This window comes from Candidatus Nitrotoga sp. M5, assembly GCF_927904885.1.
Lineage (GTDB): Bacteria > Pseudomonadota > Gammaproteobacteria > Burkholderiales > Gallionellaceae > Nitrotoga.
Map to the genome: position 1 here is coordinate 193,763 of NZ_CAKMNW010000001.1, position 16,321 is coordinate 210,083.

Below are 16,321 nucleotides of genomic sequence, written 5' to 3' on the forward strand. Positions count from 1 at the left end.
ATTGTCAGGTACATTTTTTGTAATCGACGAATTTTTCTTGTACGTCGTCCATTTGTTGCTGCGTAAGAATGGTCGGTTCACCAACCTGCAAAGTGCGCCAGTACAACTCGCACAAAAATTCGACTTCGATGGCTACCGACAACGCATCAGCCAGATCCGAACCCAACGCAATCATGCCGTGGTTAGCCAGCAGGCAGGCATTTCGGCCTTCCAGCGCAGATAATACATAGTCTGAAAGCGTCTGATCACCAAACAAAGCATAGGGTGCGCAACGAATGGAATTGCCTCCAACCGTGGCAATCATGTAATGCACGGCTGGAACATCCTTGCGCAAACAGGCCAGCGTGGTTGCAAACGCTGAATGAGTGTGAATGACAGCACTCACGTCGGAACGGCTAGCTAAAATATCACGATGGAAGCGCCACTCACTGGTGGGCTTGCCACCGCACAAGGCTTTACCATTCAAATCCATGCGTACCATGTCCGCGGGTATCATTTTCGCTACCGCCATCGCGGACGGGGTAATCAACATGCCGTCACCACAACGCACGGCAGCATTGCCAGAAGTGCCGCGATTCAAACCCTGATCAAGTAAACGCTGGGACACGTCAAGTAACTGTAGGCGCAGAGCCTCTTCAGTGGATGGCATCATGCCTTACCTTTTAATACCCGACCCGCAATAGCATCCAGCTTTTCAATCATGGCTGCGTCGCGCGCTTCTGGCGCAGTAATGAGCGCGAATTCCAGTGTGGAACGACAGCTACAGACATTGGCCAGAGGATCAGATCCCGCTTGCGGAATGACATGCTTTACCAACGTTTTTGCCTTGTCGGCATTTTCGACGAGCATCTTGATAACCTGCCCAACCGTCACGTGCTCATGGTCAGGATGCCAACAATCATAATCGGTCACCATCGCAATAGTGGCGTAGCACAACTCTGCCTCACGAGCGAGTTTAGCCTCGGGCATATTGGTCATTCCAATTACATCGCACCCCCAGGAACGATAAAGATTCGATTCAGCCAGACTGGAAAACTGCGGCCCTTCCATAACCAGATAAGTGCCGCCACGAACGATAGGTATATGTGCCTCCCTCGCGGCCATCTCAATGTGATCGCCAAGCCTTTTGCAAACAGGGTGAGCCATGGAGACATGCGCCACCAATCCCGTACCAAAAAAAGACTTGTTGCGCGCAAAAGTACGGTCAATAAATTGATCAATAATTACGAACGTGCCCGGCGGCAAGTCCTCGCGCAAGGAACCGACGGCACTAACTGAAATGACATCGGTCACCCCTGCCCGCTTAAGTACGTCGATATTGGCGTGAAAATTAATTTCGCTAGGAGGAATCTTGTGTCCGCGACCATGTCGGGGCAAAAATACAATATTGTGGCCGTCCAGTTCACCGAATAATAACTCGCTAGACGGCTCTCCAAACGGCGAAGTGATCTTTTCCCAGCGCTTGTTCGTCAATCCGGCAATATCGTAAATTCCACTGCCACCGATTATGCCGACTCTTTCTGGTACATGAATCATACTTTGCCTATCATCGTTTTAAGTTTATAAGCGGATTGAAACAGGAAGTACAGTTTTGTTCAAGGCAATGAATGCTTGCCCACGCTATTGCATTCAGCAAACGTTGGTATGATACCCATCCATTTCCTACTTCAACTCTGAACTCAATATGAAACTTGCGGTTGCACAAATCAATTGCATGCTTGGTGACTTGGCTGGCAATTCTGCCAAGATCCTAGCTTATGCAGAACAGGCCAAGCAACAGGGAGCCGCTTTACTACTTACGCCCGAATTTAGCTTATGTGGTTATCCTCCAGAAGATCTGCTGTTACGCACCGGGTTTTACCGCACTTGCGACCAGGCATTGCAGAAGCTTGCGCAACAAATTTGGGGACTCACCGTGATAGTGGGTCATCCACAAGAAATTGACGACAAGCGCTACAACGCCGCCTCTGTGTTGCGCGACGGCAAGATCATCGCCACCTATCACAAGTATGAGTTGCCGAACCACGGTGTGTTTGACGAATGTCGTTATTTCACGTCCGGTCAATCTCCCTGCATATTTGAATTGCGGGGCATCAAATTTGCACTTAACATTTGTAGAGATATCTGGAAGAATCATACTGCGCAACTTGCGCGCGAAGCAGGAGCGCAAGTATTGTTGGTCCTGAATGCCTCACCGTATCACATCGACAAGCAACCATTGCGCTATCAAGCCATCCATGATCGTATCGGTGAAACCGACTTGGCGGTAATCTATGCCAATATGGTGGGCGGACAGGATGAGTTAGTGTTCGATGGCGCTTCGTTTGCAATGGATACAGACGGGGAGTTAACGCATCAGTTCGTTTCTTTTGAAGAAACGCTTGGGCTGATTGATATCCACGACGGCAAACTAATCACTGGCGTGAGAGTTCCTGCTTACAAACATGAGGAAAGCATCTACCGCGCATTGTGTTTGGGAGTGCGTGACTATATCGGCAAGAACCGTTTTCCGGGTGTGCTATTGGGTTTATCAGGTGGTATCGATTCAGCGCTAACCATGGCGATAGCGGTAGATGCGCTAGGTGCAGACAAGGTTCACGCGGTAATGATGCCATCACCTTATACCGCACAAATCAGCTTGGATGATGCGCGCGAAATGGCCGTTATACTCGGTGTACGCTACGATGAGCTGGACATCAAGCCGCTGTTTGATTCTTACCTCACTACTTTAGATGGTTTGTTCAAGGGTTTAACACCGGGCACTACTGAAGAAAATTTACAAGCTCGCATTCGTGGCAATTTGTTAATGGCCTTGTCTAACAAGTTCGGCTCTTTGGTACTGACGACTGGCAACAAGTCGGAAATGACCGTCGGCTATTGCACTCTGTATGGTGATATGGCGGGAGGCTTCTCAGTACTTAAAGACGTCAGCAAAACTTGGGTGTATCGCCTGGCCACTTACCGTAACAGTTTGAGCCGAGTAATCCCTGAGCGCATCATTACGAGGCCACCTAGTGCCGAATTAAAGCCCAACCAGACCGACCAGGACAGCTTACCGCCTTATGATGTGCTTGATGGCATAAAGTATTGTTATGTCGAGCAAAATTTAACCATCGCTGAGATCGTGGCACATGGGTATGCCGAGGCAGATGTGTATCGGGTTGTAAGCATGATTCGCGTCAACGAATACAAACGTCGCCAAGCACCCGTTGGCGTGCGCATTACCGGCCGCGCCTTTGGCAAGGACTGGCGCTATCCAATCACTGCGCGTTATCAGGACAGCTTTTAGATAAGTTATACTCATCTCCTATCACCATATATATCGAGGATATTCATGAAAAAAATCGAAGCCATCATCAAGCCGTTCAAACTTGACGAGGTGCGTGAAGCACTATCTGAATTGGGTGTCAGCGGATTAACTGTAACTGACGTGAAAGGATTCGGGCGGCAAAAGGGACATACTGAGCTGTATCGTGGCGCGGAATATGTAGTGGATTTTTTGCCAAAAATTAAGATCGAAGTAGTCATTGTTACTCCACTGCTAGATGCTGCTGTGAACGCAATTATTAAAGCAGCGCATACAGGGAAAATTGGTGACGGCAAAATATTCGTTACTTCGGTGGAACAAGTCATTCGAATTCGCACAGGCGAGACTGACGAATCAGCAATTTAAGAACGCCTCTAAAATTCAAATTTCTAAGTAAGACAAGCCACGCAAAAAAATTGAACGCGGCAAATATTGAAGAAATGTAAGTGATAATATTTTTCGAGTAACGCAGTATTGTGACGAAGCAGGGAAAGCAGCTGCTCGTAAAGTTGCGTTTTATAGAAATGCCCTTAAACTTTTTATTCTTTAGTAATCACAAACACCCTCAATATGTCAAAACGAGAGCCATCCCTATTCAAACGTACGTCTGAACGATCATTTTTCATTCTACAGTAGCCGTTCCCATTGAGATCTTTCACGTATCACAATTACAATCTCTACGAACTCTCGATGAAGGTCGCAGTCACCTCTGATTCGAGTGCGGTAACATGCTAAATGGTTTTGAATCTGCCATGAACTCTTCCGAATAGTTTAAAAATCCAGTAAAGTGGCTGCCCGCCATAACCAATAAGAGCAAAACCTCATGAGTACAAAAGGGCAACAATTACAAGACCCGTTCCTAAATGCACTACGTAAGGAACATGTGCAGGTCGCCATTTATCTGGTAAATGGTATCAAGTTGCAAGGTCAGGTCGAATCATTCGACCAATATGTAGTACTACTGAAAAACACCATCACGCAAATGGTATACAAGCACGCTATTTCCACCATTGTTCCCGCACGCGCCATCTCTATTCCTATAGACGCTGATTAATGCACAAAAGCACTGCGGCAATTAACACAGCAGTTTTAGTAAGTTTAGATTTTGGTTCGCCGGATTATGCTGAAAGCTTGGAAGAGTTGCGCCTGCTGGCGGAAAGTGCGGGTGTGCGTAGCATCGCATTAGTTGAAGGACGGAGGCATCGTCCTGATGCGTCTTTATTTGCAGGTAGCGGTAAGGTGGACGAAATTTCTGCCATTGTCGAACAAAACGACGTTCCGCTGGTAATTTTTAACCACGACTTGTCTCCTGCGCAAATGCGCAATCTTACCGCTAGAATTAAGGCACGTGTAATTGACCGCACTATGCTGATCTTGGATATCTTTGCCCTGCGTGCGCAAAGCCATGAAGGTAAGGTACAAGTGGAACTGGCACAGCTCAAGTATCTTTCCACACGTTTGGTCGGATTGAATACCGACATGGGACAACAGAAATTTGCAATAGGTGCTCGGGGACCAGGCGAAACACAGTTGGAGCTGGATAGACGCAAATTGGATAAGCGTGTAGTTTTATTGAAAGAACGCCTAGATAAGCTGCATCGCCATCGCCAAGTACTTCGACGGTCACGCACGCGTTCAGAAGTATTATCGGTATCCATCGTTGGCTACACTAACGCGGGCAAGTCTACTTTATTTAACAAAATGACTCATTCGAACGCATATGTTGCAGATCAGTTGTTTGCTACGCTCGACACAACTGCTCGGCGCGTATATATCGAGGGGTCAGGCCAGGTCGTATTGTCAGATACGGTAGGCTTCATTCGTCATCTACCGCATGGTTTAGTTGCAGCCTTTCGTAGTACATTAGAAGAAACGGCGCAAGCTGATTTGTTACTACATGTGGTAGATGCAAATAGCTCAGAGCGATTTGACCAGGTAGCTGAAGTTAATAAAGTATTGCTGGAAATTGGCGCGCAGCATATCCCGCAAATTTTGATATTTAATAAGATTGATTTGCAGGATTTACCTGCGGCCGTGCAACGTGACGATTATGCTAGAATTACGCGCATTCATTTGAGCGCTAAAACAGGCGTGGGGATAGATGAGTTACGGGCGGCTTTAGCGGAAGTATGTAGCACACGGATACAATGGAATACCCCTGAAACTAAATAATTGATTAAATAGGATGAGTTATGGGATTGAATGACCCTCAATGGGGAAAAAAAAATAATGGCGACCCTCCCGACCTAGAAGCAGTGTTGCGCGACATCAATAAAAAAATATCCGCACTGTTCGGTAACAAGGGTAACGGACCAGGAAACACTGGTGACGATGGAGACGGTGGCGACTCTAACAAATTCAATGCCAGTATCGGCCTGATTGCAGTGGTGGTTCTGCTGATTTGGCTTGCTAGTGGATTTTACATTGTGGACGCTAGCCAGCGCGGTGTGGTGCTACGTTTCGGTAAACTTGTCGAAGCCACGCAACCTGGCCCTCGCTGGCATTTGCCATTCCCTATTGAGTCCGTCGAAGTCGTAAATATTAGTCAAGTCCGGACAGTGGAAATTGGTTACCGCGACAACGTCAAAAACAAGATTTTAAAAGAATCGCTGATGTTAACCTCTGATGAAAACATCATTGATATTCAATTCGCTGTTCAATATTTCTTGAAAGACGCTGGCGACTATTTGTTTAATAACCGTGCGCCAGACGAGAATGTACGACAAGCTGCAGAAACTGCAATACGTGAAATTATTGGCAAGAACAAGATGGACTTCGTTCTATATGAAGGTCGTGAACAGGTGGCTGCAGCCACCACCAAGCTAGCCCAGGATATTTTGGATCGCTATAAATCCGGGATCCTATTAAGCAAAGTCACCATGCAAAATGCGCAACCGCCTGAACAGGTCCAAGCAGCATTTGACGATGCGGTTAAGGCGGGACAGGATAAAGAACGCCAGAAAAACGAAGGCCAAGCTTACGCAAATGATGTAATACCCAAGGCAAAGGGTGCGGCAGCGCGTCTGATGCAGGAGGCAGAAGGTTATCGACAGCGCGTAATCGCCAGTGCCGAGGGTGATGCCAGCCGCTTCGAGCAAGTGCTGGAAGAGTATAAAAAGGCGCCTAAAGTTACTCGAGAACGTATGTATATCGACATGATGCAACAGGTTTTGACCAGCACAAGCAAGGTGATGGTAGACCAGAAGAATGGTAACAATCTGCTGTACTTGCCGTTGGACAAGCTGATTCAAAACTCTGCGCAGCATGGGTCACCTACGTCCCAGAGGGGAGCAGCTGGCCATATTGAACAACAAGCGGTTCCATCCGCATCGATTAATGAAGCTCTTACACGCGAGTCACTACGCGGCCGCAACAGGGAGGCACGTCCATGAAAATGAATATTGTCAATGTTTTGATGGGTGCAGCCGCAGCATTAATCTTTCTCAGCCTGACCATGTTCGTGGTAGATCAGCGCCAGTCAGCAATCGTATTGCAACTCGGTGAAATGGTGGAAGTAAAGACTGTACCTGGCCTCTATTTCAAAATCCCACTGATTCAGAATGTACGTTATTTTGATTCACGTATTTTAACTATGGACAGTACGGAACCAGAACGCTATATCACCGCGGAAAAGAAAAACGTGATGGTAGATGCATTCGTCAAGTGGCGCATCGACGATGTAAAGCAATATTACATCACTGTCGGAGGGGATGAAGTACGAGCCAAAACTCGTTTAATGCAGACGGTAAATTCAGTCATGCGTGAGGAGTTCGGTAGACGAACTATTAATGATGTGGTGTCCGGCGAACGCGACAAAATTATGGAAATTCTGCGTCAGAAAGCAGATGCCGACGCACGCAAGATCGGCGTACAGGTATTGGACGTGCGCCTGAAACGAGTAGATTTCCCGACTGAGATAAGTGAATCGGTGTATCGCCGCATGGATGCCGAGCGTAAACGTGTTGCCAATGAGCTGCGTGCAACCGGTAATGCCGACAGTGAAAAGATCCGCGCCGATGCTGACCGTCAACGAGAAGAGACGCTCGCTGACGCGTACCGTGATGCACAAAAATTAAAGGGTGACGGTGATGCAAAAGCGGCAGCGATTTATGCTGCAGCTTTTGGACGTAACCCTGAATTTTATTCATTTTATCGCAGCATGGATGCATATACGCAAAGCTTCAAGAACAAGAGCGATGTCATGGTCCTGGATCCCAGCTCCACATTCTTTAAATATCTCAAGAGCTCCAATGATGTGGGCAAGTAATTAGATGTTTTTAATATGCTGACTTATTGGTTTATCGGGTTGGCATTGATGCTGGTTATTGAAGGTATCATGCCGTTTCTATTTCCTACCGTGTGGCGCGAAGCCCTTCGCAAACTGGTGCTGTTTTCTGATAAACAAATCCGTTTTCTAGGCATAACAGCCATGCTGTCTGGGCTGCTGTTACTGTATTGGGTGAAATAATGCCGAATTCAAATTGGCTATTGCCAGAATACATACAAGATATTTTGCCGGATGAGGCATGGCGGATAGAACGCATGCGCGCCAACGTGCTTGAATTGCTGCGTCTGTCTGGCTATCAATTAGTAGCACCACCACTACTGGAATATGCCGAGTCATTGCAGATCATTGGCAACCATGATATGGACTTGCGCACTTTTAAGCTAGTTGACCAATTGAGTGGGCGTACCTTGGCGTTGCGCGCCGACATCACGCCACAGGTGGCACGCATTGATGCACACTTGCTCAATCGTCAAGGTATTACCCGCCTGTGCTATGCCGGAAGTGTGTTACACACCCAGCCTGCAGGATTAATGCGCACACGCGAATTATTACAGATTGGCGCAGAACTGTATGGTCACAGCGGTTTGGAAAGTGATCTGGAGATACAACGTTTAATGCTTCAGGCGTTGACTTTACTCGGCGTTGAAGAGGTGCACCTTGATCTTGGCCATGTTGCGCTGTTTCGAGCGCTGATCAATAGCGCTGGCATCCCGAAAAAACTAGAAGTGGAGTTATCTAATGCATTACAAGGCAAAAACGCGCCTGCCCTACGCCCATTAGTGGCTGACTTAATGCCTGAAGTTAGAAATGCTCTGTTAATCTTGCCTGAATTGTACGGAGGAATAGAGGTAATAGCACACGCCCGTGCGGTGTTGCCGAATTACCCTGAAATAGCGACAGCGCTGAATGATCTGGAACAAGCTGCCCTTAATCTGCAACCTCTGGCACACAGCATTGGCATCGACCTTGCTGAACTGCGAGGCTATCACTACCACAGCGGTATGGTATTCGCAGCTTATCATGCAGGCAGCCATGATGCCATCGCTGTTGGCGGACGTTACGACGACGTGGGCAAAAGCTTCGGCCGTGCCCGCCCCGCCACTGGATTTAGCATGGATTTACGCCAGTTGCATGGTTTGTTGGCACAATACACACAACCTATGGGCATATTGGCACCGCATTGTGATGATGCAGCATTACATGAAAAAATTGCACAGTTGCGAGCACAGGGACACGCAGTGATAGTTGATTTTCTAGATGCCGTAGAGCTGCGCACTGAACTCAATTGTGACAGCGAATTAGTTATGCGCGATGGCGCATGGCATGTGATAAAAATGAAATTTTAGTTTTATCACCCACTCTCAGAACAAGTGGGACAATTATGAATGATAAAGATCAATAATAAATCAGGAATCAGTAATGTCGAAAAATGTTGTAGTTATCGGTACGCAGTGGGGCGATGAGGGCAAGGGTAAGATAGTCGATTGGCTTACTGATCACTCTCAAGGCGTAGTGCGCTTCCAAGGTGGTCACAATGCAGGACATACGCTTGTAATCAATGGGGCAAAAACGGTGCTACACCTCATCCCCTCAGGCATCCTGCGGGAGCACGTGATGTGCTACATCGGCAATGGTGTGGTGGTATCACCACAGGCGCTTCTTAAAGAAATGGATGGTTTGGCTGCTGCTGGCGTGGATGTCTATAGCCGCCTACGTATTTCCGAAGCATGCCCGTTAATTTTTTCTTATCACGAAGCCTTGGATAAAGCGCGTGAACTGGCTAAGGGCACTGCCAAAATCGGGACTACTGGGCGCGGCATAGGTCCCGCTTACGAAGACAAGATCGCTCGCCGTGCCATCCGACTTCAAGACCTGTTCCACCGCAAGCGCTTCGCTGCCAAGCTGGGCGAGGTGCTGGATTATCATAACTTCGTATTAAAAAATTATTTCAACGCCGAAACAGTCGACTTTCAAAAGACACTAGACGACACGTTAGCATTGGCAGAGCGCATCAAGCCTTTGGTGCTGGACGTGCCACGCGCTTTGTATGACGCGAATAAAGCCGGTTTAAATCTATTATTTGAAGGTGCACAGGGCACGTTGCTGGATATAGACCATGGCACATATCCTTTCGTAACTTCGAGCAACTGCATCGCTGGAGCGGCTTGTACAGGTAGTGGTATCGGACCGCAAATGTTGCATTACGTACTCGGCATCACTAAGGCATACACCACACGCGTTGGTTCTGGCCCCTTTCCAACCGAACTAGACGACAAAGTGGGTAGACATCTGGCAGAAAAAGGCCATGAATTTGGCTCCACCACTGGACGCGCACGTCGTTGTGGCTGGTTTGATGCGGCTGCACTCAAGCGCTCCATTCAAATTAACGGCGTAACAGGCTTATGCGTAACTAAATTGGATGTGCTGGACGGTATGCAAACGTTACGTTTGGGTGTGGGCTACCATTGTGAAGGGGAATACAGCGACATCCTGCCAGTAGGTGCAGAATCCCTGGTTGGTTGTGAGCCAATATATGAAGACATGCCAGGCTGGAGCGGTAGCACAGTAGGCGTAAAGTGTTATGATAACTTGCCGCTGGAAGCACGCAACTATCTTCAACGCATTGCAGAAATATGTGAAGTGCCAGTTGACATGGTTTCCACTGGATCGGAGCGTGATGAAACCATCGTATTGCGCCATCCATTCGAGTGTTAATTATTTTTTAGCACATATACTTTGAATGGGTATCCAGCTCTTTGCAATATTTGTACGGCTGTGCAATTAAATACAAATATTTGGCGCCATATACTGAGGTAGATTGTCTGCGCACCCGAACTGAGATTTCCGCTTGTTTTCCTAAAAAAGCGATTCATCGTATTATTGATTCAGACTCCTTCAAAACCGTATGGGCGGTGCATGATAGGTATCAGTCTTCAATAATCAGCCATGTTGATGTGGGTGAGGCAGTATTTAAGGGGAGTTAAAAGTGTGGAGCTGCTAGCAAGGTTCACACAGATATCACGGCATATCGATGACTTGGTGCAGCGATAAAATAAAAGAAAGACGCACATTCGTAGTGAACCCGTCAAGCCAAGTGTGAGATGTTGGGCATCATTCTGCTCAGCCCGATCGAGCTAAACCATTTCAAATGTAATATAACTCATCTTTAAGATCGCCCCACCAAAAGCCCCTAACTCCTACAATATTACAAAATACCATTAATCATCAATTGGTATATTTTTGAAGCCGTTTTGTTGTACTAAAATATTTTAGTATTGCCAGTGTTTTTCTTAATTTGGCGGTTTATCGGGGAATGATTATTCGCAAAGTTTAAACCAACAGTAACGAAACCTACTTAACGCAACACCAGCGACTACGGTCCAATCGACCAACTCTGCAGGCGATGCTCTTTGGTCAACAACTAGCCAACCCGTGCACATTCTTGTTCTTTTAATCCAAATTTTAACTGAATGACAGTTTACACTCAGCTCTTCCGCGACCGATAGTATCGTCCGTTCTCCACGTGAATATACCTTGATTAACGCCTGTCTAAAAATGCTTTTGTATAACGTACCCCTTGTTGCCTCCATGCCTAAAAGTTAAATTTTAAGGCGACAAACAGGTGGGCTCGTGTTAAGGCATTCCAATGTGTACTGCCTGCGCAACAATAAGATGTAGTTGTCCTGTGGAACGAGAAGAGATTGCGGCACTATGCGGAATGATCTGGAGAGCACTTACGCAGCGTGAAAAGCGAGATGCGTTTGCGTCCAGTGGTTCACTCGAAGAAGTGATCATTTTGACGGGAATTTATTTATCACTGTGCTGGCGAATCAGTTTACGACTGTATTTAACGTAGGCCGTAATCAAAGCTTCCTGGGGGGAATTGAGAACGCCACTAGCCGTTCAGCGCCGCGTAACAAACTGTCGCTGGCGTAAAGATGGCCGCAAAATGCATGTGCGAAAGTGCGCTTTGGTAGAAACAGACTTGATGGCAGTCTACCAAGATTTGGCGCTCAGCACAGAACTTGGAGGGATTAAAAATTGATCAGTTGGCGGAAAATAGCGAACATAATGGTTTAGTAGCAACACAAGAAAGTGCTGGTTATTTGGTCAACCTCATTATTTGTTGTGAATATCAAAGGTTGGTTAAGTTTCAAATATAATGAAACAATTAAATCTGGTATTAACGAGCAAATTAAGTTAGTGAAAATCTTAAATATTTACGGTTATTTCAGAAGAACGCCGTCGCTAACTGCATTTACATCAGGCACTGTTGACGCAGGCAATAATGAATGCTTACCCACTATCTGAAAGAATATTTCATCGCGTTTCACCATACCAAGCTCACTACGAGCGCGCTCTTCTACGGCTCCCGTACCTTGTTTCAAATCGTACACATCGGCATCCAGCACTGCGTTGCGAGCTTGTGTCTTTTTATTTATATATTTCTGTTCATCAACTTGACGGTCAAGATCCCAAACCTTCAACCAACCACCTTTCCCAAGCCACATCGGATACTGCAATAGCAGTAGCAAAGATACCAATATCGGCAAAACCCAGCGCATTTATGTTAAATTAAGAACAACCGAGAACCTATGCAAGTTGGTGATATGCATCACGCCCAGGATAATATGCGCTGTCACCCATGTCTTCTTCAATACGTAGCAGCTGGTTGTACTTCGCTATTCGATCAGAACGTGACAGAGATCCGGTTTTAATTTGCAGGACGTTGGCACCCACGGCAATATCTGCAATCATAGTGTCTTCAGTCTCACCAGAACGGTGAGAGATCACTGCTGTATATCCCGCGCGCTTAGCCATCTCGATGGCGGCAAATGTTTCAGTCAGCGTGCCGATCTGGTTAATTTTAATCAGAATTGAATTAGCCAAACCCTGACTAATCCCTTCGCGCAATATCTTGGTATTAGTTACAAAGACGTCATCGCCTACTAATTGCACATTTTTCCCCAAGCGTTGAGTTAACAGCTTCCAGCCACTCCAATCATGCTCGCTCATACCATCTTCTATGCTAATTAATGGATATTTATCGACCCAATTAGCTAGATAATCAACAAACTGCGCGGATGTCAATTTGACACCTTCAGACTCCAAATGGTACAAACCGTCCTTGTAAAATTCAGAGCTAGCGCAATCCACAGCAATAGCTACATCCACACCGGGCACATACCCTGCAGTTTCTATGCCTTCTATAATCAACTGCAACGCAGCTTCGTTATTTGGTAAATTGGGCGCAAAACCGCCCTCATCACCAACGGTAGTTGGCATACCCTTGTCATTGATCAGCCCCTTTAGCGCGTGGAATATTTCCGCCCCGCAACGCAACGCTTCGCGGAAGCTGGCCGCACTAACTGGAATAATCATAAATTCCTGCATATCAATATTATTATTGGCGTGTGCACCACCATTAATAATATTCATCATAGGCACGGGTAATCCCATTCGCGCCGCACCACCCAGATAACGGTACAACGGCAAGCCAGACTCTTCCGCAGCAGCCTTGGCCACAGCCATAGATACTGCCAAGATAGCATTTGCACCAAGACGAGATTTGTTTTCGGTACCATCCAAATCAATCATAGTCTGATCAATAAATGCCTGCTCAACGGCATCCAAGCCAATGATTGCTTCAGCAATCTCAGTATTAACATTCTCCACCGCTTTCAAAACGCCTCTACCGCAGTATCTCTGTTTATCATCATCACGAAGCTCGACCGCTTCTTTGTCCCCGGTGGACGCACCAGACGGTACTGCAGCACGCCCCATAATGCCTGACTCCAACAATACATCCGCCTCGACCGTTGGATTGCCACGAGAATCTAAAATTTCACGCGCTATAACATCTACAATTGCACTCATCACTAATTCCTTAATTCACTATACATTACACAAGTCTATATTTTCTTCGATTAAACCTTGTTCCTTTACTGCCATATCTAAAACTTTCAAGGTATTTAACAGCTCTTCCAAGTGCCCAAGCGGAAAGGCATTAGGGCCATCAGACAATGCCTGCGACGGATCAGGGTGCGTTTCCATAAACAACCCGGAAATGCCAGCTGCTACTGCCGCACGCGCCAGAACTGGCACGAATTCACGCTGTCCACCGCTTACTGTGCCCTGCCCGCCCGGCAACTGCACCGAGTGCGTGGCATCAAATACAACCGGACAACCGGTGTTACGCATTACAGCTAAGGAACGCATGTCCGACACTAGATTATTATATCCAAATGATACGCCACGCTCACAAACCATAACGTTATCCTGACCGCTTGCCTCACGCGCCTTTGCAACCACATTTTGCATGTCCCATGGAGAAAGGAATTGTCCCTTCTTTATATTCACCGGACGACCAGCACTTGCAACGGCATGAATGAAGTCTGTCTGGCGGCATAGAAAGGCAGGCGTTTGCAGGACATCTACCACGGCGGCAACCGACGGAATTTCCTCAATTGCATGCACATCGGTTAGTATCGGAACACCAATCTGAGCCTTCACCTTGCCCAGAATTTCAAGTCCCTTTTCCATTCCAAAGCCACGAAAGGATTTACCTGAACTTCGATTTGCCTTATCGTAAGATGATTTGTAAATAAATGGGATGCCCAACTTTAGACAAATCTCATTGATTTTCCCAGCCGTGTCCAAAGCCAATTGCTCGGACTCAATCACGCAAGGCCCTGCAATCAGGAATAATGAGTTATTCAGTCCAACTTCAAAATTGCATAGTTTCATATAGCAGCTATATTTTTTGCAGAGCAAACTGACTTATGGCATTCAATAGCCGCTTCAACAAACGATTTAAACAAGGAATGACCTTCACGCGGAGTGGAAGTAAATTCAGGATGAAACTGTACACCAATAAACCACGGGTGCGTAGTTTGCGGTAACTCCATTATCTCCGGTAAGGCCTCGCTCGGTGTACGTGCGGAAATCACTAAGCCTGCTTTCTCTAGAGCAGGAACATAGTAGTTATTAACCTCATAACGATGGCGGTGACGTTCGTTGACTTCAGCGCCATAGATAGTCGCAGCAAGGGTGCCGGATTTTATCGGGCAGCGCTGCGTACCCAAACGCATGGTACCGCCTAGATCAGAATTAGTATTGCGGAACTCAGCCTTACCATCACTGTCTCGCCATTCAGTAATAAGCGCAACCACCGGATGTTCTGTTTCAGGATTGAATTCTGTGCTATTTGCATCAATCATGCCTGCAACGTGACGGGAATATTCAATCACAGCAAGCTGCATGCCGAGGCAAATACCGAGGAAAGGAAGTTTATTCTCACGAGCATAGCGTATTGCGGCAATTTTCCCCTCGATGCCGCGCTTACCAAATCCACCGGGGACTAAAACTGCATCGAGACAATTCAGACCATCTATACCACCGCTTTCAAGCACTTCAGAATCAATGTATTCAATATTAACGCGAGTGGAAGTATGTATACCCGCATGTCTTAAAGCTTCGATTAAAGACTTATATGACTCAGTCAATTCAACATATTTACCAACCATGCCGATAGTAACTTCATGATGAGGATGTTCTAATGCAAAAATAAGCTTGCTCCAGACTGACAAATCAGCAGGTGGTAGATCCGACCACCCCAGTTGATCGCAGACAATGCGATCCAAACCCTGAGCATGCAACATCTGCGGAACTTTATAAATACTATCCACATCCCACATTGAAATCACAGCTTCTTCACGCACATTAGAAAACAATGAAATTTTCGCACGCTCCTCATCAGGAATTGGGCGATCTGCACGGCATAACAATGCGGATGGGAAAATACCAATCTCACGTAGTTTCTGTACACTATGCTGTGTCGGCTTGGTTTTCAATTCACCCGCGCTTCCAATATATGGCACAAGCGTCAAATGAACATAGGCAGTATTACTACGTTCATTGCGCAATCCCATCTGACGGGCAGCTTCCAAAAATGGTAACGATTCAATATCTCCTACTGTCCCACCAATTTCAACAATGGCCACATCGGCATTTCCATCATAGGAAGCCGACGCACCACGCACAATGAATTCATTTATTTCATTTGTTATATGCGGAATAACTTGCACCGTCTTCCCGAGGTATTCACCGCGACGCTCCTTGCGGATCACGCTGTCATATATTTGTCCAGTCGTAAAATTGTTAGCCTTACGCATTTTAGCTGAAACGAAACGTTCGTAATGCCCTAGATCTAGATCCGTCTCTGCCCCGTCCTCAGTCACAAACACTTCACCGTGCTGAAAAGGACTCATAGTACCAGGATCAACATTTATATAAGGATCTAGCTTAAGTAAAGTTACTTTAAGGCCGCGAGACTCAAGAATCGCAGCCAGCGAAGCCGCTGCAATGCCCTTACCTAAAGAGGACACTACACCGCCAGTAATAAAAATATATTTAATCATGAAATGTGATAATACCGTAAATTCTTGTCGCTCACAAAAAGATAAGTTCTCTGCGAGCTGTAAAGCCTGCAAATTGAAATAATATCTGGGAAGTATTGGCAGAACCGATCCAGACAGTAATGAGGCGCTACAGTATAGAGAATGCGTATGACAAACTTAAAGAACTAACACGCGGCCAAGGCGGCATCAACCGCGCCAGCCTGTTATACAGGTAAGGCCAGCGAATTAGCGAAACGCATCTAACTCAGGTAGTTTATTTTAAATAATTTCATCTATGGTTTCATAAAATAAAAAACCCTCTCGCTA

15 protein-coding genes and 1 pseudogene are annotated in these 16,321 nt (G+C 46.5%); 10 read left to right on the plus strand and 6 right to left on the minus strand.

Annotation, left to right across the window (positions count from 1 at the left end):
• Positions 1–4 precede the first annotated feature (4 nt).
• Together MJ770_RS00875 and MJ770_RS00880 are read right to left on the minus strand one after the other, a co-directional pair.
• Positions 5–652 (minus strand): class II aldolase/adducin family protein, encoded by a 648-nt coding sequence (locus tag MJ770_RS00875; RefSeq protein WP_445083109.1) that lies wholly within the window; start codon positions 650–652, stop codon positions 5–7.
• Positions 649–1,536, minus strand: coding sequence for an S-methyl-5'-thioadenosine phosphorylase (locus MJ770_RS00880; protein ID WP_239249462.1), 888 nt, complete (start codon positions 1,534–1,536; stop codon positions 649–651). The genes MJ770_RS00875 and MJ770_RS00880 overlap by 4 nt, the downstream gene beginning before the upstream one ends.
• A 148-nt stretch (positions 1,537–1,684) precedes the next feature.
• Between MJ770_RS00880 and MJ770_RS00885 the strand changes: the two genes are divergently transcribed.
• The 9 genes from MJ770_RS00885 to MJ770_RS00925 all read left to right on the plus strand — a co-directional run bounded on the left by MJ770_RS00885 (position 1,685) and on the right by MJ770_RS00925 (position 10,310).
• Positions 1,685–3,289, plus strand: coding sequence for an NAD+ synthase (locus MJ770_RS00885; protein WP_239249464.1), 1,605 nt, complete (start codon positions 1,685–1,687; stop codon positions 3,287–3,289).
• A gap of 45 nt (positions 3,290–3,334) precedes the next feature.
• Positions 3,335–3,673 (plus strand): P-II family nitrogen regulator, encoded by a 339-nt coding sequence (locus MJ770_RS00890; protein ID WP_239249466.1) that lies wholly within the window; start codon positions 3,335–3,337, stop codon positions 3,671–3,673.
• 457 nt (positions 3,674–4,130) lie between these two features.
• Positions 4,131–4,361, plus strand: a complete 231-nt coding sequence (hfq, locus tag MJ770_RS00895) for an RNA chaperone Hfq (RefSeq protein ID WP_239249468.1) — start codon at positions 4,131–4,133, stop codon at positions 4,359–4,361.
• Positions 4,361–5,479, plus strand: coding sequence for a GTPase HflX (gene hflX / locus MJ770_RS00900; protein WP_239249470.1), 1,119 nt, complete (start codon positions 4,361–4,363; stop codon positions 5,477–5,479). The genes hfq and hflX overlap by 1 nt, the downstream gene beginning before the upstream one ends.
• 20 nt (positions 5,480–5,499) lie before the next feature.
• Entirely contained in the window at positions 5,500–6,699 is a 1,200-nt protein-coding gene (hflK, locus tag MJ770_RS00905) for an FtsH protease activity modulator HflK (protein WP_239249472.1), read from the plus strand.
• The gene (gene hflC / locus MJ770_RS00910; protein ID WP_239249474.1) at positions 6,696–7,574 is read left to right on the plus strand and encodes a protease modulator HflC; all 879 of its coding nucleotides are present in this window, start codon (positions 6,696–6,698) and stop codon (positions 7,572–7,574) included. The genes hflK and hflC overlap by 4 nt, the downstream gene beginning before the upstream one ends.
• Positions 7,575–7,589: 15 nt before the next feature.
• Complete coding sequence (locus MJ770_RS00915) at positions 7,590–7,775, plus strand: DUF2065 domain-containing protein (protein ID WP_239249476.1); 186 nt, start codon at positions 7,590–7,592, stop codon at positions 7,773–7,775.
• The gene (locus tag MJ770_RS00920; RefSeq protein WP_239249478.1) at positions 7,775–8,941 is read left to right on the plus strand and encodes an ATP phosphoribosyltransferase regulatory subunit; all 1,167 of its coding nucleotides are present in this window, start codon (positions 7,775–7,777) and stop codon (positions 8,939–8,941) included. The genes MJ770_RS00915 and MJ770_RS00920 overlap by 1 nt, the downstream gene beginning before the upstream one ends.
• 73 nt (positions 8,942–9,014) lie before the next feature.
• Positions 9,015–10,310 carry an adenylosuccinate synthase gene (locus MJ770_RS00925; RefSeq protein ID WP_239249479.1) on the plus strand — a complete coding sequence of 432 codons (1,296 nt, stop codon included), beginning with the start codon at positions 9,015–9,017 and terminating at the stop codon, positions 10,308–10,310.
• A 1,511-nt stretch (positions 10,311–11,821) separates the two neighbouring features.
• On the opposite strand, the gene ftsB is transcribed toward MJ770_RS00925, so the two are convergent.
• Genes ftsB through MJ770_RS00945 form a run of 4 tightly spaced genes read right to left on the minus strand, consistent with a single transcriptional unit; the run spans position 11,822 to position 16,015 of the window.
• Positions 11,822–12,160, minus strand: coding sequence for a cell division protein FtsB (gene ftsB, locus MJ770_RS00930; RefSeq protein WP_239249481.1), 339 nt, complete (start codon positions 12,158–12,160; stop codon positions 11,822–11,824).
• 28 nt (positions 12,161–12,188) lie between these two features.
• A complete protein-coding gene (gene eno / locus MJ770_RS00935; protein ID WP_239249483.1) occupies positions 12,189–13,472 on the minus strand; it encodes a phosphopyruvate hydratase in 1,284 nt (427 codons plus the stop codon).
• An 18-nt stretch (positions 13,473–13,490) separates the two neighbouring features.
• The gene (kdsA, locus tag MJ770_RS00940) at positions 13,491–14,342 is read right to left on the minus strand and encodes a 3-deoxy-8-phosphooctulonate synthase (RefSeq protein WP_239249485.1); all 852 of its coding nucleotides are present in this window, start codon (positions 14,340–14,342) and stop codon (positions 13,491–13,493) included.
• Complete coding sequence (locus MJ770_RS00945) at positions 14,339–16,015, minus strand: CTP synthase (protein WP_239249505.1); 1,677 nt, start codon at positions 16,013–16,015, stop codon at positions 14,339–14,341. Before MJ770_RS00945 ends, kdsA begins: the two co-directional genes overlap by 4 nt.
• 77 nt (positions 16,016–16,092) lie before the next feature.
• On the opposite strand from MJ770_RS00945, the pseudogene MJ770_RS00950 reads away from it, so the two are divergent.
• Positions 16,093–16,218 (plus strand): annotated as a pseudogene (locus MJ770_RS00950) (hypothetical protein); the annotation flags it as partial.
• Positions 16,219–16,321 lie beyond the last annotated feature (103 nt).

Coding starts and splice junctions, on each gene's coding strand:
- MJ770_RS00945 (WP_239249505.1), bottom strand. CDS start 16,015: ATGATTAAATATATTTTTATTACTGGCGGTGTAGTGTCCTCTTTAGGT.
- MJ770_RS00890 (WP_239249466.1), top strand. CDS start 3,335: ATGAAAAAAATCGAAGCCATCATCAAGCCGTTCAAACTTGACGAGGTG.
- MJ770_RS00915 (WP_239249476.1), top strand. CDS start 7,590: ATGCTGACTTATTGGTTTATCGGGTTGGCATTGATGCTGGTTATTGAA.
- hflC (WP_239249474.1), top strand. CDS start 6,696: ATGAAAATGAATATTGTCAATGTTTTGATGGGTGCAGCCGCAGCATTA.
- MJ770_RS00880 (WP_239249462.1), bottom strand. CDS start 1,536: ATGATTCATGTACCAGAAAGAGTCGGCATAATCGGTGGCAGTGGAATT.
- MJ770_RS00885 (WP_239249464.1), top strand. CDS start 1,685: ATGAAACTTGCGGTTGCACAAATCAATTGCATGCTTGGTGACTTGGCT.
- MJ770_RS00920 (WP_239249478.1), top strand. CDS start 7,775: ATGCCGAATTCAAATTGGCTATTGCCAGAATACATACAAGATATTTTG.
- kdsA (WP_239249485.1), bottom strand. CDS start 14,342: ATGAAACTATGCAATTTTGAAGTTGGACTGAATAACTCATTATTCCTG.
- hflX (WP_239249470.1), top strand. CDS start 4,361: ATGCACAAAAGCACTGCGGCAATTAACACAGCAGTTTTAGTAAGTTTA.
- eno (WP_239249483.1), bottom strand. CDS start 13,472: ATGAGTGCAATTGTAGATGTTATAGCGCGTGAAATTTTAGATTCTCGT.
- ftsB (WP_239249481.1), bottom strand. CDS start 12,160: ATGCGCTGGGTTTTGCCGATATTGGTATCTTTGCTACTGCTATTGCAG.
- hfq (WP_239249468.1), top strand. CDS start 4,131: ATGAGTACAAAAGGGCAACAATTACAAGACCCGTTCCTAAATGCACTA.
- MJ770_RS00925 (WP_239249479.1), top strand. CDS start 9,015: ATGTCGAAAAATGTTGTAGTTATCGGTACGCAGTGGGGCGATGAGGGC.
- hflK (WP_239249472.1), top strand. CDS start 5,500: ATGGGATTGAATGACCCTCAATGGGGAAAAAAAAATAATGGCGACCCT.
- MJ770_RS00875 (WP_445083109.1), bottom strand. CDS start 652: ATGATGCCATCCACTGAAGAGGCTCTGCGCCTACAGTTACTTGACGTG.